We start from the raw sequence: 15528 nt of genomic DNA, 5'->3' as shown, positions 1-15528 counted from the left end.
AAGGCCCACCCCGTCGTGACGCAGCCGTTTCAACTGCCGGATTTCTATGTGCCCTATCCGGCGCGACTGAACCCCCATCTGGAGGAGGCGAGGATCCACACCAAGCGGTGGGCGCGCGGCCTCGGGATGCTGGAGGGGTCCGGCGTCTGGGAGGAGGGCGACCTCGACTCCCACGACTACGCGCTGCTGTGCTCGTACACCCACCCCGACTGCGACGGTGAGGCGCTGTCCCTGGTCACCGACTGGTACGTGTGGGTCTTCTTCTTCGACGACCACTTCCTGGAGATGTTCAAGCGCTCGCAGGACCGGGCCGGCGCCAAGGAGTACCTCGACAGGCTGGCCGCCTTCATGCCGATGGACCTGGCCGGCGGTTTCCCCACGCCGACCAACCCGGTCGAGGCGGGCCTCGCGGACCTCTGGGCGCGGACCGTCCCCGCGATGTCCAAGGCCTGGCGGGAACGGTTCTCCTTGTCCACGAAGAACCTCCTCGACGAGTCGATGTGGGAGCTCGCCAACATCGGCATCGGGCGGGTGGCGAACCCCCTCGAGTACATCGAGATGCGCCGCAAGGTGGGCGGCGCCCCCTGGTCGGCCGGCCTGATCGAGTACGTCGCGGCCGAAGTCCCGGCGCGCGTCGCGCACTCGCGCGCGCTCGGCGTCCTGCGCGACGCCTTCTCCGACGCCGTCCACATCCGCAACGACCTCTTCTCCTACCAGCGCGAGGTCACCGACGAGGGCGAACTGTCCAATGCCGTACTCGTGTTGGAGACCTTCCTCGGCTGCACCACCCAGGAGGCCGCCGAGGTCTCCAACGACCTGCTCACCTCCCGCCTGCACCAGTTCGAGCAGACCGCGCTCGCCGAACTCCCCCAGCTCTTCGCCGACCACGCGATGAACCCGGCGGAGATCGCGGCCGTCCTCGCCTACGCCAAGGGCCTGCAGGACTGGCAGTCCGGCGGCCACGAATGGCACATGGTCTCCAGCCGCTACATGAACAAGGAAGCCAGGGCCACCGCCCCGGTCACCCTGCCCTTCCTCCCCTCCGGGCTCGGCACCACCGCGCTCGACCTGAGGTCCGTCTTCACCCAGCGCTCGGCCGACCTGCGCCGCCGCTCCTTCACCCACGTCCCCTTCGAGCGCACCGGACCGTCCGTGATCCCGGAGGTCTACATGCCGTTCGCGCTCTCCCTCAGCCCGCACCTGGACCACGCCCGCGAGGGATCGGTCGACTGGGCCCGGCGCATGGGCCTGCTGGAACCGCAGCCCGGCGACCCCGGGTCCGCCATCTGGACCGAACAGAAGCTGCGCGGCTTCGACTTCGCGCTCTGCTCGGCCGGCATCGACCCGGACGCCACGCCCGAGGCACTGCTCCTCAACGCGTGCTGGCTGACCTGGGGAACGTACGGGGACGACTACTACCCGGCCGTCTTCGGCCAGGCCAAGAACCTCGCGGCAGCGAAAGCGACGACCGCCCGGCTGGTCGCGATGCTGCCGGTCGACCACGCCGAACAGCCGCCGCCGGTCACGGCGATGGAGCGCGCGCTCGCCGACCTGTGGGTCCGCACGAGCCGGAGCATGAGCCGGGCCGTCCGCACCGAGTTCCGGGCGACGCTCGTCAGCATGCTGGAGAGCTGGGTCTGGGAGATGGAGAACCAGATCCGCAACCGCATCCCGGACCCGGTGGACTACGCCGAGATGCGCCGGCACACCTTCGGCTCGAACCTCACGATGTACCTGTGCCGGCTCGGCCAGGCGGGCCGCGGCATCCCCGAGGAGATCTACGCCTCCGGGACGATCCGGTCCCTGGAGAACGCGGCGGCCGACACCGCGTGCCTGCTGAACGACATCTTCTCCTACCAGAAGGAGGTGCAGTTCGAGGGCGAGGTGCACAACCACGTCCTGGTCACGCGGAGCTTCTTCGACATCGGCTACCCGGAGGCCCTGCACATCTGCCACTCGCTGATGACCCAGCGCACGGAGGAGTTCGAGCACATCATCGCGAACCAGCTGCCGCTGCTCTACGACGACTGGAAGCTGGACGCCGACGCCCGGGCCGGACTCGACGCGTACGTCGGCGAGCTCCAGGACTGGCTCTCCGGAATCCTCAACTGGCACCGGAAGTGCCGCCGGTACCGCGAGGAGGATCTGCACCGTACGGACACCGGCCTGTCCACCGCCGTCCGGGGCTCCGGCTTCGGCATGTCGGCCGCCCGCATCTCCCTGCCGGCCTGAGGGCCGGCCTGGACCCGGCCGGCCCGATCCCCGCCGGTCCTCAGAACTCGTCGCTCGTGTGCGGCAGTACGGGCGTGCGCAGGGCCGCGTCCAGCGCGGCGGCCGCGCCGGGCGTGTGCTCCCGTACCAGCCCGGCCGCGACGAGTTCGGCGACCCGGGTCCCGCCCAGGTAGCAGGCGGCCAGCTCCCGTACGTCCAGGGCCAGGTCGGCGGCGCCGGCCGCGGGCTCGTACGCCGCCCAGCCAGGCCCCGCGTCGAGCCGGAACCGCCCGGTGTTGCCGGGCAGCCGTACGTCGTGCACCTCCAGGACCACGTCCACCGGCGCGGCCCAGGACCGCGCGGTCAGCGCCGCGCGTACGTCGACCAGGCGCAGCCAGAGCGCCGGGAACTGGGCGGTGACCCGCACCTGGTCCCGGTCGGCGGCGAAGTGCAGCAGCGGGTCGTCGGGCGGGCGCCCCCACGCGCGGACCCGGCCGGTGAGGTCGAGGGCGGCCAGGCACTCCCACAGGGCGGCGGCGACCGCCGGGGTGTCGGCCTCCAGCTCATCGACCCGGACCAGGCCCTGGGGTGCGCGGGCGGGCCCGCCGTCGGCCTCGGGCTTCGTGCGGTAGAGCACGTAGCCGGCGATCGGCTCTCCCGGCTCCCCGAGGACGATGATCCGCGGCGGGCTCAGTTCCTCGTCCTCCTCGTCCTGTTCGGCCAGCCACTCCTCGCGCCAGCGCGACGCGCTGCGGCTGGGGCGGCCGGCCCGCCGGGCGCGGGCGGACTCGTGGAAGGGCCCGATCACGGCGAGCGCCTCCTCCGGGTCGACGAGCCGCAGCGGGCGCCGGTCCGGATCGATGCGCAGGGCCAGCGGCCGGGTGGAGTCGATCTCGATGGTGACGCCGGTGGTCGCGTCGCCGTAGCCGAAGCGGCCGTAGATGGCGGCCTCGGAGGCCCACAGAGCCGCAACGGGGCTGCCGGTGCCCGTGGCGCGCTCCAGCATCTCGGTCATCAGCCCGGTGAGCACGCCGCGGCGCCGGTGGGTTGGGGCGACGCAGACGAAGGTGAGCCCGGGGCACGGCAGGTCCGCCCCGGGCACCGAGAGCCGGAAGTGGTGCGCGGCCATGAAACCGACGAGGACGTCCCCGTCGTAGGCGCCGATCCGCAGGCACCGCACCAGCAGCGCGTGGTGTCGCGCGCGGGCCTCCTTCTCGGGCCGGTCGTGAAAGACGAGGTACGCGAGTTCGAGAGCGCGGTCGATGTCGGCCTCGGGTACCTCATGGATGTGCACCATGATCGCGAGACTAATCGGTCATCGCAGACCGGTCATCCTATAAGGGTCGGAGGTGGTGGGTTTCAGCCGTTCCGGCGGCCGGGCGCACAGGCCGCGCGGAGGAAGCGGGCGCGGCCGTCCCGACGGCCGTACGATCGGCCGTCGCGACGGCCGTACGATCCAGGTCGACGCCCGGCACCGCCCGGCGCCGCCGCCTCCCCATCCCGGACACCTGCGCCGTCCGGTCCCGCACCCGAGAGACGGAGTAGCCGCCATGGCCCGACTGCACTCCTACACCACCCGTGTCACCTGGACCGGAAACCTCGGCACCGGCACCAGCCACTACCGCGCCTACTCGCGGGCGCACGAGGTGGCCGCCGGAGAGCTGCCGGCGATCCTCGGCAGCTCCGACCCGACCTTCCGCGGCGACGCCTCCCGCTGGAACCCCGAGCAACTGCTGCTCGCCGCACTGTCCCAGTGCCACATGCTGTCCTACCTGCACTTCTGCACGATCAACGGCGTGGTGGTCACCTCGTACGTCGACGAGGCGACCGGGACGATGGCCACCGCCGGGGACAGCGGGCAGTTCACCGAGGCCGTGGTGCACCCTCGGATCACCGTCGGCGAGGAGTCGATGGTGGCCGCGGCGATCGCCCTGCACGAGGAGGCCCACCGGGCCTGCTTCATCGCCAACTCGGTGAACTTCCCCGTCCGGCACGAGCCGACCGTGACGGTGGGCTGAGCGTCCGGGCCGGCCCGGTCACCCCGTTGTCCCGCGACAGGGCCTAGCGGGTGGCGGGACCGGTCCAGGAGGCCGGAACATGGCCGATCCGGACCCGCTGGGGGTGGTCGCCGACGGGGACGGAGACCCGCTTGGCGCCGGTGGCGAAGTCGATGGCCGTGACCCGGTCGGCGCCGCTCTCGGAGATCACGCAGGCCGTCCCGTCACCGTCGACGGTGGCCCAGTACGGCTTGGCGGCGGGCACGAGCGGCCCCTCGGTGAGGGTGGCGCGGTCCACGACGGTCGCGTAGTCGTCCATGGTCCCGGCGATGCACAGCTTGGCCCCGTCGGGGCTCATGGACATGCCGTGGTGGCGGGAGTCGTTGACCCAGGTGGTGCGGTCGGTGCTGGTGGCGGGGTTCTCGGGGAGGGTCTTGAGGCGGGTGATCCGGTCGGATGCCACGTCGTACTCCAGGAAGCCGTTGAAGAACGACACCTGGAAGTAGAGCTTCGACTCGTCGGGGCTGAAGGACACGGGGCGCACGGCGTCGGACAGGTCGCGGCGGCCGAAGGCGTCCAGCCGCTCCCGCATGTCGATCACCCGTACGGTCCGGAAGGTCCGGGCGTCGACCACGGTGATCTTCCGGTCGCCCTTCGTCCAGTCCAGCCAGGGTGCGTCGAGGGCGGTGTTCACCTCGCCGATGGAGCTGTTCCACAGGAAGCGGCCGTCCCGGGTGAAGGTGTTCTCGTGGGGCTTGTCCCCGGTGCCGAAGGATCCGACCTGGCGTCCGGTGGCGATGTCCAGGACGTGCACGGTGTTGGAGGTGGAGGCCGAGACGGCGATGCGGGTGCCGTCCGGGGAGACTGCCATGTGGTCGGAGCGGTGACCGGAGACCGGGAAGCGCCAGTTGATCCGCCCCGAGGTGACGTCGATGGACACGACGTCGGCGAAGCTGGGGCGGGAGACGACGACCGCGGAGCCGTCCGGGGTGGTGAACATGTCGTCGACGAACTGGTCGTGGCCCTCGCCGGCGCTCTCCCGGATGCCGAGGAAGAAGGCGAGTTTCACGGGGTTGAGGTAGATCTCGCGGAGCCGCTCCGCCTTGTCGGGGATCACGTTGATCCGGCCGACCTTGGCGAGATCGCCGGTGGAGGCGAGGACGTCGGCGGTCCCCTCCCAGTTGTTGCCGACGAAGAGCACCTCGCGCAGGCCGGGCGCAGGAGCGGCTGGGGCGGGGGCCGCGGGGGCCGGTGCCGGCGTGACGGCGGTGAGCAGGGCGGCCGCCGCCAGGACGCCCAAGGTTCGCACGGTACGCAACATCCGCTCAACTCCGGTGTGGGCAAAGGAGGGAGAGGGCTCCTCCGGCGAGGGCCCCCTATTACCGGCCGGTAAAATAGGGGGAACGCCAAAAGGGCGCAACCCCTAAGGGTGGCGCCCTTTTCTCACCTTCGGCCGTCACTCACTCCTTCAAGCGACGGAACCGATCCTGCTGATGGCGGTGTTCGCAACGTCGGGGTGGATCGGGATGTGCGCGCCGGTGAGGGCCGCGCCGCTGCCGCCGCGGCGGTTCGCGACGATCTCGGCAGCGATGGACAGCGCGGTCTCCTCCGGGGAGCGGGCGCCGAGGTCCAGGCCGATCGGGGAGCGCAGCCGGGCCAGTTCGAGCTCGGTGACGCCGACGTCGCGGAGCCGCTTGTTGCGGTCCTCGTGGGTGCGGCGGGAGCCCATGGCGCCGACGTAGGCGACGGGGAGCTTGAGGGCCAGTTCGAGGAGCGGGACGTCGAACTTGGCGTCGTGGGTGAGCACGCACAGGACGGTCCGGCCGTCCACTTCCGTGCTCTCGAGATAGCGGTGCGGCCAGTCGACGACGATCTCGTCCGCCTCGGGGAAGCGGGTCTTCGTCGCGAAGACGGGCCGTGCGTCGCACACCGTCACCCGGTAGCCGAGGAACTTTCCGATCCGCACGAGGGCGGAGGCGAAGTCGATGGCGCCGAAGACGATCATCCGCGGGGGCGGGACGCTGGACTCGACCAGCACCTTCAGCGGCTCTCCGCAGAGCCTGCCGTCGGCGCCGATCTCCAGCACGCCGGTGCGGCCGGCGTCGAGCATGGCGCGGGCCTCTTCGGCGATGGTGCGGTCCAGCTCGGGGTGTCCGCCGAAGCCGCCCTCGTGGGCGCCCTCGGTACGGACGAAGACGGCGCGGCCCATGAGCTCGGCCGGGCCCTCGGCAATCCGGGCCACGGCCGCGGCCTCACCGCGGGCCGCGGCGGCCAGGCCGGCCGCGAACACCTCCCGTACGGGAGAGCCCACGGGGACCGGGGTGACGAGGATGTCGATGATTCCGCCGCAGGTCAGGCCCACGGCAAAGGCATCGTCGTCGCTGTACCCGAAGCGCTCCTGGACGGTCTCGCCGTCCTCCAGCGCCTGCCGGCACAGCTCGTACACCGCACCCTCCACGCATCCACCGGAAACCGAGCCGATGGCCGTGCCCTCGCTGTCGACGGCGAGAGCGGCCCCGGGCTGCCGGGGCGCGCTGCCGCCGACCGCCACGACCGTGGCGACGGCGAAGTCACGTCCCTGCTCGACCCACCGGTTCAGCTCTTCGGCGATGTCCAGCATGGGGGCCTCCTCGGAGAGGTTCGTTTTCCAGTATCGGATGCGTGGAGCGTGCGGTTTTCGTACGGATCAGGCCGGTCCGGGTCAGCCGACCCCGAGCCAGCCCTCGATCGGGTGGAGCGCGAAGAAGACCAGGAAGATTCCGGTCAGCGCCCACATGAAGCCGCCGATCTCACGGGCCTTGCCCTGAGCGATCTTGATGGCGACGTAGGAGATGACACCCGCGGCGACACCGGCGGTGATCGAGTAGGTGAACGGCATGATCACGACGGTCAGGAAGACCGGGATCGAGGTCGCGCTGTCGGACCAGTCCACGTGGCGGGCGTTCTGCATCATCATCGCGCCGATGACGACCAGGGCCGCGGAGGCGACCTCACCCGGGACGATCTGCGTGATCGGGGTGAAGAAGAGGCAGGCGGCGAAGAACAGGCCGGTGACCACGGAGGCGAGGCCCGTGCGGGCACCCTCGCCGACGCCGGTCGCGGACTCGACGAACACGGTCTGGCCGGAGCCGCCCGCGACGCCACCGATGGCGCCACCGGCGCCGTCGATGAACAGGGCCTTGGACAGGCCCGGCATGCGGCCCTTGTCGTCGGCCAGCTTGGCCTCGGTGCCGACACCGATGATGGTGGCCATGGCGTCGAAGAAGCCGGCGAGCACCAGGGTGAAGACGATCATGCCGACCGTCATGTAGCCGACGTCGCCCCAGCCGCCGAAGGAGACGTCACCGAAGAGCGAGAAGTTCGGCATCGAGACCGCGGAGCCGTCGAGCTCCGGCGGACCGTTCTTCCAGGCCTTCGGGTCGATGTCGACGACGGCGTTGAGGATCGCGGCCAGGATGGTGCCGCCGACGATGCCGATCAGGATCGCGCCGGGCACCTTGCGGGCCTGGAGCATGAAGATGGCGACCAGGGTGATGCAGAAGAGCAGGACGGGCCAGCCCGAGAGCTCACCGACCGCACCGAGCTGGACGGGGGGACCGAACTCCGGACCCTTGCCGACGAAACCGGCCTTGAAGAAGCCGATGAGGGCCACGAAGAGGCCGATGCCCATGGTGATGGCGTGCTTGAGCGCGAGGGGGATCGCGTTCATGATCATCTCTCGGAGGCCGGTGACGACCAGGAGACAGATCACGACGCCGTACACCACGCACATGCCCATGGCCTGCGGCCAGGTCATCTGCGGGGCGACCTGCGAGGCGAGCACACCGGACACGGAGAGGCCGGCGGCGAGGGCCAGCGGCACCTTGCCGACGAAGCCCATGAGGAGCGTGGTCACGGCCGCGGCGAAGGCGGTGGCGGTGATGATCGCCGATCCGTCCATCACGGTGCCCGCGACGTCCTTGCCCGACAGAAGCAGGGGGTTGAGCAGGAGGATGTACGCCATGGCCATGAAGGTCGTGATACCGCCACGGACCTCGTTGCCGACGTTGGAACCTCTGTGCGTTATATGAAAGTAGCGGTCGAGCCAAGAACGCCCGGCGGGGTTGCGAGAGCCGTCGCCGGCCTCTTCCGCGGTGGTCTTGGTCTCCACAGACGATTGGGTCATGGTGCCTAACTCCCAAGGTTCAAAGGGGCACCCGCGTGGGGATTGGAGATTGCGGGATTTGGGATGCTGCGTTTGGCTGCACGACCCGGGGTGACGGCCCGAGGCGACGCGAATGTTCACTGCGTGTACTGCGGGTAGTGCGGGGGTGACCGCTGGTACTACGTGGGGGTTTCGCAGGGGTACTGCCAGGTGAAGGGACCGCGAGCGGTGCGGTGCTTCGTGTGTACTCCGGACGGTGCGCTGTGAAGTGTGACGTTCCCAAATCGCACCGCCCGGAGAGTCTGAGGGGTCCGGGGCCTCGCGGCCCCCGGACCACGCCGTCCTAGAGGGTCCCGGTGAGGGCTTCCGGACGGATCGGCGTCTTGTTGATGTCCAGACCCGTCGCCTGCCGGATCGCCGCGATGACGGCCGGGGTCGACGAGAGGGTCGGGGCCTCGCCCATACCGCGAAGGCCGTACGGCGCCTTCGGGTCGGCGAGCTCCAGGACGTCGACCGGGATGGTCGGGGTGTCGAGGATGGTCGGGATCAGGTAGTCCGTGAAGGAGGGGTTGCGCACCTTCGCGGTCTTCGGGTCCACGATGATCTCTTCCATGATCGCCACGCCGAGACCCTGGGTGGTACCACCCTGGATCTGGCCCACCACGGAAAGCATGTTGAGCGCCTTGCCGACGTCCTGGGCGGTCGCCAGCTCGACGACCTTGACGAGGCCGAGCTCGGTGTCCACCTCGACGACCGCGCGGTGCGCGGCGAAGGTGTACTGGACGTGGCCGTTGCCCTGGCCGGTGACCAGGTCGAAGGGCTCGGTCGCCGCGTGCCGGAATTCGAGCTCGAGGTCGATGGCCTCGTCCTCGAGGATGTCGGCGATGTCCGCGAGGACCTCGCCGCCGTCGGTGACGACCTTGCCGCCTTCGAGCAGCAGCTCGGCGGTGGCCCACGCCGGGTGGTAGGAGCCGTTCTTGCGGCGCCCGATCTCCAGGAGGGCCTCGCGCACCGCCTCACAGGTGTTCTTCACGGCGCCACCGGTCATGTACGTCTGCCGGGAGGCGGACGTGGAACCGGCGGAGCCGACCTGCGTGTCGGCCGGGTGGATGGTCACCTGCGTGACACCCAGCTCCGTACGGGCGATCTGCGTGTGGACGGTGATGCCGCCCTGGCCGACCTCCGCCATGGCCGTGTGGACCATCGCGACGGGCTCGCCGTTGATGACCTCCAGGCGCACGCGGGCGGTGGAGTAGTCGTCGAAGCCCTCGGAGAAGCCGACGTTCTTGATGCCGACCGCGTAGCCGACGCCGCGGACGACGCCCTCGCCGTGGGTGGTGTTCGAGAGGCCGCCGGGCAGCGCGCGGACGTCCGCGTTCTCGCCGGCGGTCTCCCACTGGCGCTCCGGCGGCAGCGGGCGGGCCTTGACCCGGCGCAGCAGCTCGGCGACGGGCGCCGGGGCGTCCACGACCTGGCCGGTGGGCATGATCGTGCCCTGCTCCATGGCGTTCAGCTGGCGGAACTCGACCGGGTCCATGCCCAGCTTCGCCGCGAGCTTGTCCATCTGGGCCTCGTACGCGAAGCAGGCCTGGACGGCGCCGAAGCCGCGCATCGCGCCACAGGGCGGGTTGTTCGTGTAGAGCGCGATCGCCTCGATGTCCACGTCCTCCAGGACGTACGGACCGACCGAGAGGGAGGAGGCGTTGCCCACGACCGCCGGGGAGGCGGACGCGTAGGCGCCGCCGTCCAGGACGATCTTGCACTTCATGTGCGTGAGCTTGCCGTCCTTGGTGGCGCCGTGCTCGTAGTAGAGCTTCGCCGGGTGGCGGTGCACGTGACCGAAGAAGGACTCGAACCGGTTGTAGACGATCTTGACCGGCTTGTTCGTGGCCAGGGCCAGGAGGCAGGCGTGGATCTGCATCGAGATGTCCTCGCGGCCACCGAAGGCACCGCCGACGCCCGAGAGCGTCATGCGGACCTTCTCCGGCGGCAGACCCAGGACCGGGGCGATCTGCTGGAGGTCCGAGTGCAGCCACTGGGTGGCCACGTACAGCTCGACGCCGCCGTCCTCGGACGGCACGGCCAGGCCGGACTCCGGGCCGAGGAAGGCCTGGTCCTGCATGCCGAAGGTGTACTCGCCCTCGACGATGACGTCGGCGCGCTTGCGGGCCTCTTCCACGTTGCCGCGGATGATCGGCTGGCGGTGCACGATGTTCGGGTGCGGGACGTGACCGATGTGGTGGTCGTCGCGGCCCTCGTGGATCAGCGGCGCGTCGGGGGCGAGGGCGGAGGCCTCGTCCGTGACGAGCGGCAGCTCGCGGTAGTCGATCTTGATCTTGGCGGCCGCGCGGCGGGCGGTCTCCGGGTGGTCGGCGGCCACGAGGGCGACCGGCTCACCGTGGTGACGTACCCGGCCGTTGGCGAGAACCGGGGTGTCCTGGATCTCCAGGCCGTAGTTCTTCATCTCGGCGGGCAGGTCGTCGTACGTCAGCACCGAGTAGACGCCGGGCATGGCGAGCGCCTCGGAGATGTCGATGGAGACGATCTCGGCGTGGGCGACGGTGCTGCGCAGCGTCTGGCCCCACAGCATGTCCTCGTGCCACATGTCCGAGGAGTACGCGAACTCGCCGGTGACCTTGAGGGTGCCGTCCGGGCGGAGAATCGATTCGCCGATGCCGCCCTTGTTGTGCTTCTGGGTGACGTTCGTCGGCGTACCGGCGGGCACGGTGCGGGTGTTCTGAGCCATGGTCAGACCGCCTCTCCCTGACGGGCGGCCGCGAGGCGGACCGCGTCGAGGATCTTCTCGTAACCCGTGCAGCGGCAGAGGTTGCCGGACAGGGCCTCACGGATGTCCTGGTCGGACGGGGAGGAGTTCTCCTCCAGGAGCGCGTCCGCCTGGATCAGCAGACCCGGGGTGCAGAAACCGCACTGGACGGCGCCGGCGTCGATGAACGCCTGCTGGATGGTGGAGAGCTCCACGCCCTCGCCGGTCTGCGAGTCGCCCGGCTTGGCCTGCCACTGCTTGGCCGCGTCCAGGGACACACCCTTGCCGCCGCAGCCGCCGCCGGTGCCGCAGGCACCGCCGTGGCCGTGCTCGTCACGCTGCTTGGAGAACTCCGCCAGACCCTCGACGGTCACGACGTCGCGACCCTCGACCTGGCCGGCGGCCACGAGACAGGAACAGACCGGCACGCCGTCGAGGCGGACGGTGCAGGAACCGCACTCGCCCTGCTCACAGGCGTTCTTCGAACCCGGCAGGCCCAGGCGCTCGCGCAGGACGTAGAGAAGGGACTCGCCCTCCCACACGTCGTCGGCTTCCTGCTGACGGCCGTTGACAGTGAAATTGACGCGCATGATTACGCAGCCCCTTCAAGCGAGCGGCCGTTGCCGGTACCGCGGTACTGCTCCCAGGTCCAGACGAGCTGGCGGCGAGCCATGATGCCAACCGCGTGACGGCGGTACTTCGCCGTGCCGCGGACGTCGTCGATCGGGTTGGCCGCGCCGGAGGCGAGGTCACCGAACTGCTTGGCGATCGACGGGGTGATGACCTTGCCGGACTCCCAGAAGCCGCCCTCTTCGAGCGCGGCGTTCAGGAACTCCTCGGCGGCCTTCGCCCGGATCGGGGTCGGCGCGGCCGAACCGATGCCGGTGCGGACCGTGCGGGTCTCCGGGTGCAGCGCCAGACCGAACGCGCAGACCGCGATGACCATCGCGTTGCGGGAGCCGACCTTGGAGTACTGCTGGGGACCGTCCGCCTTCTTCACGTGGATGGTCTTGATGAGCTCGTCCGCGGCGAGCGCGTTGCGCTTCACGCCGGTGTAGAACTCGTCGATCGGGATGAGGCGGGAGCCGCGTACGGACTCCACCTCGACCTCGGCGCCCGCCGCGAGGAGCGCGGGGTGGGAGTCGCCGGCCGGCGAGGCGCAACCGAGGTTGCCGCCGACGCCGCCGCGGTTGCGGATCTGCGGGGACGCGACCGTGTGCGAGGCGAGCGCGAGACCCGGAAGCTCCGTCCGGAGGTTCTCCATGATCTGCGTGTACGGGACGGAGGCGCCCAGACGAACCACGTCCTCGCCGACCTCCCACTCCCGCAGGAGACCGATGCGGTTCAGGTCCAGGAGGTACTCCGGCCGACGGTGGTCGAAGTTGATCTCGACCATCACGTCGGTGCCACCCGCAATCGGCACAGCTGTGGGGAACTCGGCCTTAGCGGCGAGCGCCTCCTCCCAGCTGGCGGGGCGAAGGAAGTCCATGAGCGGCTCTCTTCTTCTTCATCGTGTCGTTCACTTCAAGCCAGGAGGCCTACAGGCCCTCGACTGGTCGTTCACGTGCTGTTAACGCGGTGTGGACTCAGTACACCGGCCGCCTGTCCCCCGGGTGCAGTCACCGAAACCATGAAGGAGTTGGCTGACGGCCTCCCTCGTCTTGTAGATTCGTATGAAAGGCAGGATGCGACGACCTGCCCGATTTCCAACGGCAACATTCGAGACAGATCGGCGGCGACATCATGCGGCTGCGCGCACTGCTGGAAACCGAGGCGCTGGGGCTGCGGCTGCTCGGCGGCGAGGAAGAACTCGACCGGACGGTCCGCGGGGTCATGACGACCGACCTGCGTGATCCCAGCCGATATCTCTCGGGGGGTGAACTCGTCCTCACTGGCCTGGCCTGGAGACGAAATTCAGCCGACTCCGAGCCGTTCGTACGAATCCTCGCGAGCGCCGGCGTCGCCGGGCTCGCGGCGGGCGAGGCGGAGCTCGGCGCCATCCCGGACGATCTTGTTTCGGCCTGCGTGCGCAACCGGCTGCCGCTGTTCGCCGTGAACGAGGACGTTGCATTCGCCACGATCACCGAGTACGTCGTACGGCAGGTATCGGGCGAGCGCGCCGGTGATCTCGCGGCCGTCGTGGACCGCCATCGCCGTCTGATGACCTCGGGTCCGGCCGGCGGTGGACCCGACGTGGTGCTGGATCTGCTCACCACCGACCTCGATCTCCGGGCCTGGGTGCTGTCCCCCACGGGCCGGCAGATCGCCGGGGCGGGCGAGCCGCTGGCGCCGGGCGTGTGCGCAGCACTGGCGAGCGAGCACCTTGCGGCGGTCCGGACGGGCCGTAGGGGACCGCACCGGATCTCCATCCAGGGTATTACCTACTCGCTCTTCCCGATCAGGGGACACGGGCGCGGCGCGGCCGGCCCGGCGGCCCGGGACGTGCGCGAGACCGTGCTGTCGGACTGGCTGCTGGCCGTCGAGGCGGACGCGGGCGACTGGCCCGCCGAGCGGCTGGACCTGCTCCAGGGCGTCACCCAGCTGATCGCCGTGGAGCGGGACCGGCGCGACGCGGCCCGTACGGTGCGCCGCCGCCTCGCGCAGGAGGTCCTGGAGCTGGTCCAGACGGGTGCCGCGCCCGCCGAGATCGCCGCCCGCCTGCGGGTGGCGGCGCCGGTGCTGCTGCCCGGGCTGGGCGCCGCCCCGCACTGGCAGGTCGTCGTGGCCCGGGTGGACTGGGAGGGCGGGGACATCCCCGGCGGCCCGGTGGCCCAGTCGCTGCTGGAGGAGATCCTCGTCGACCCGTCGGTCTCGGGGCCGGAGCCCTCCGACCGGATCGCGGTGGCCCATGCGGGTGACGAGGCCATCGCGCTCGTGCCGCTGCCCTCCCTGTCCGGGGACGCCGGGGAGGACAAGGGCCCGGACTCGGCCCTGCACGCCGACGAGCTCCTCTCGGCCGTACGGGACCCCCTGGCGGCCGGTCTGGCCGACGACGGCCGGGTCACGCTGGGCGTCAGCGCGGCCGTGCACTCCGCCGAGGGGCTGCGCGGGGCGCTGGAGGAGGCCCGGCACGCCCGCCGGGTGGCCGCGGCGCGCCCCGGCCGGGTCTGCGCGGCCGGGCACCACGAGCTGGCCTCGCACGTGCTGCTGCTGCCGTTCGTCCCGGACGACGTCCGCCGCGCCTTCACGGCCCGGCTGCTGGACCCGCTGCGGGACTACGACCGGCGCCACCGCGCGGAGCTCATCCCGACCCTGGAGGCCTTCCTGGACTGCGACGGTTCGTGGACCCGCTGCGCGACGCGGCTGCACCTGCACGTCAACACGCTGCGCTACCGGGTCGGGCGAATCGAGCAGTTGACGGCGCGGGACCTGTCCCGGCTCGAGGACAAGCTCGACTTCTTCCTGGCACTGCGCATGAGCTGAGAAGATCCGTCCCGCGGCCGGAGGGGTCCGGACTGCGGGACGGCTGATGATCCGTCCGGACTTTGTGAAAGAGTTCACCCGACCCCTTGGCCGATGCCGCCGATCCGTGCTCTCATTTCGCCCCAGGGCTCAACGATGTGCTGCTTGGTTGCTTTGGGGAGGGCAATGTGGCGGATACCGCCATGTCGGGTGCCGGAACAACCGGAGGGGACGACCCCCTCCAGCGGGCGATATGGCGGCTGCGCTCGCGCGGCTGTTGGACCGACGCGGCGGCGCTGCTGACGCCGCACCTCGCCGATGCGGGTGCCGCGGTCCAGCGCACCGCGCTGCTGGTCGAGCGGTGCCTGTTCACCGGCCAGGGCTGGGCCGAGGCCGAGGACGCGCTGCGGGTCGCCGAGGCGGTGGCGCAGGACGACGACGACCGGGGCGCGGCCGCGTGCGAACGGGGCCAGCTGGCGTACGCCGCCACCGTGCTCGGCGTGCGCGACCGGGCCGACGAGGCCCGCTCCGCGCTGGGCCGGGCGGCGGCCCTGCTGTCCCCGGGGTCCCGGACCCGCCCGCTGCTGGACTTCCGCCGCGGCCTGGTCGCCGAGCACCTGGCGGACGCCCCGCAGTCGGCCCGGCCGGCGTACCACCGGGCGCACGCCGGCGCGGAGGCGCACGGGGACACCCTGCTGCTGTCCTTCACGTGGCGGCACCTGGCCGCACTGGCCCTGCGGGACGGCGAGGTGGCCGAGGCCCGCAAGGGCTTCGCGGAGTCCCTGCGGATCCGGGAGGACCTGGGCTTCCTGATCGGCACGGCCCCCGCGCTGGCCGCGCTGGCCGAGGCCGAGCCGGAACCGGAGGCCGCCCGCCTGCGCGCGGAGGCCCGCCGCCTGTTCCACCTCCTGGGCGGCATCCCCACCTGGCTGGCCGACCAACTCCAACCCACCCCGTCGCCTGCGGCGTAGCCGGCCGGCCCGGCAGGCGCCTCAATCGCCGGCGCGGCC

The 15528-nt window shown here is 70.9% G+C and carries 11 protein-coding genes; 4 read left to right on the top strand and 7 right to left on the bottom strand.

Annotated elements, in window-relative coordinates; all coding sequences use genetic code 11:
- Window positions 1-15: 15 nt before the first annotated feature.
- The gene (locus tag OG472_RS33325; protein WP_405832579.1) at window positions 16-2232 is read left to right on the top strand and encodes a terpene synthase family protein; all 2217 of its coding nucleotides are present in this window, start codon (window positions 16-18) and stop codon (window positions 2230-2232) included.
- Between the two features lie 40 nt (window positions 2233-2272).
- On the opposite strand, the gene OG472_RS33320 is transcribed toward OG472_RS33325, so the two are convergent.
- The gene (locus OG472_RS33320; protein WP_401612649.1) at window positions 2273-3508 is read right to left on the bottom strand and encodes a GNAT family N-acetyltransferase; all 1236 of its coding nucleotides are present in this window, start codon (window positions 3506-3508) and stop codon (window positions 2273-2275) included.
- A 253-nt stretch (window positions 3509-3761) separates the two neighbouring features.
- Between OG472_RS33320 and OG472_RS33315 the strand changes: the two genes are divergently transcribed.
- Window positions 3762-4229, top strand: coding sequence for an OsmC family protein (locus OG472_RS33315; protein ID WP_401612652.1), 468 nt, complete (start codon window positions 3762-3764; stop codon window positions 4227-4229).
- A 43-nt stretch (window positions 4230-4272) separates the two neighbouring features.
- Here OG472_RS33315 and OG472_RS33310 read toward each other — a convergent pair whose 3' ends face one another.
- The 6 genes from OG472_RS33310 to OG472_RS33285 all read right to left on the bottom strand — a co-directional run bounded on the left by OG472_RS33310 (window position 4273) and on the right by OG472_RS33285 (window position 12605).
- A complete protein-coding gene (locus OG472_RS33310; protein ID WP_405832577.1) occupies window positions 4273-5529 on the bottom strand; it encodes a YncE family protein in 1257 nt (418 codons plus the stop codon).
- Between the two features lie 147 nt (window positions 5530-5676).
- Window positions 5677-6828, bottom strand: coding sequence for an XdhC family protein (locus tag OG472_RS33305; RefSeq protein WP_405832575.1), 1152 nt, complete (start codon window positions 6826-6828; stop codon window positions 5677-5679).
- A gap of 81 nt (window positions 6829-6909) precedes the next feature.
- Window positions 6910-8373, bottom strand: coding sequence for an NCS2 family permease (locus OG472_RS33300; RefSeq protein WP_383570424.1), 1464 nt, complete (start codon window positions 8371-8373; stop codon window positions 6910-6912).
- 322 nt (window positions 8374-8695) lie between these two features.
- Entirely contained in the window at window positions 8696-11098 is a 2403-nt protein-coding gene (gene pucD / locus OG472_RS33295) for a xanthine dehydrogenase subunit D (RefSeq protein WP_401612660.1), read from the bottom strand.
- Window positions 11099-11100: 2 nt separating this feature from the next.
- Entirely contained in the window at window positions 11101-11706 is a 606-nt protein-coding gene (locus OG472_RS33290; RefSeq protein ID WP_405832573.1) for a (2Fe-2S)-binding protein, read from the bottom strand.
- Between the two features lie 2 nt (window positions 11707-11708).
- On the bottom strand, window positions 11709-12605 hold the full coding sequence (locus OG472_RS33285; RefSeq protein ID WP_214937389.1) for a xanthine dehydrogenase family protein subunit M: 897 nt from the start codon (window positions 12603-12605) through the stop codon (window positions 11709-11711).
- Window positions 12606-12859: 254 nt separating this feature from the next.
- Between OG472_RS33285 and OG472_RS33280 the strand changes: the two genes are divergently transcribed.
- Together OG472_RS33280 and OG472_RS33275 are read left to right on the top strand one after the other, a co-directional pair.
- Entirely contained in the window at window positions 12860-14539 is a 1680-nt protein-coding gene (locus OG472_RS33280; RefSeq protein ID WP_401612664.1) for a PucR family transcriptional regulator, read from the top strand.
- A 167-nt stretch (window positions 14540-14706) separates the two neighbouring features.
- Window positions 14707-15489: a hypothetical protein gene (locus OG472_RS33275; RefSeq protein WP_401612666.1), complete on the top strand. Its 783-nt coding sequence runs from the start codon at window positions 14707-14709 to the stop codon at window positions 15487-15489.
- The last annotated feature ends 39 nt before the right edge of the window (window positions 15490-15528 follow it).

It is taken from the genome of Streptomyces sp. NBC_00207 (assembly GCF_045160965.1).
Classification (GTDB): domain Bacteria; phylum Actinomycetota; class Actinomycetes; order Streptomycetales; family Streptomycetaceae; genus Streptomyces.
The sequence above is the reverse complement of the archived record's forward strand: the minus strand, read 5'-3'. Positions and strand labels throughout refer to the sequence as shown.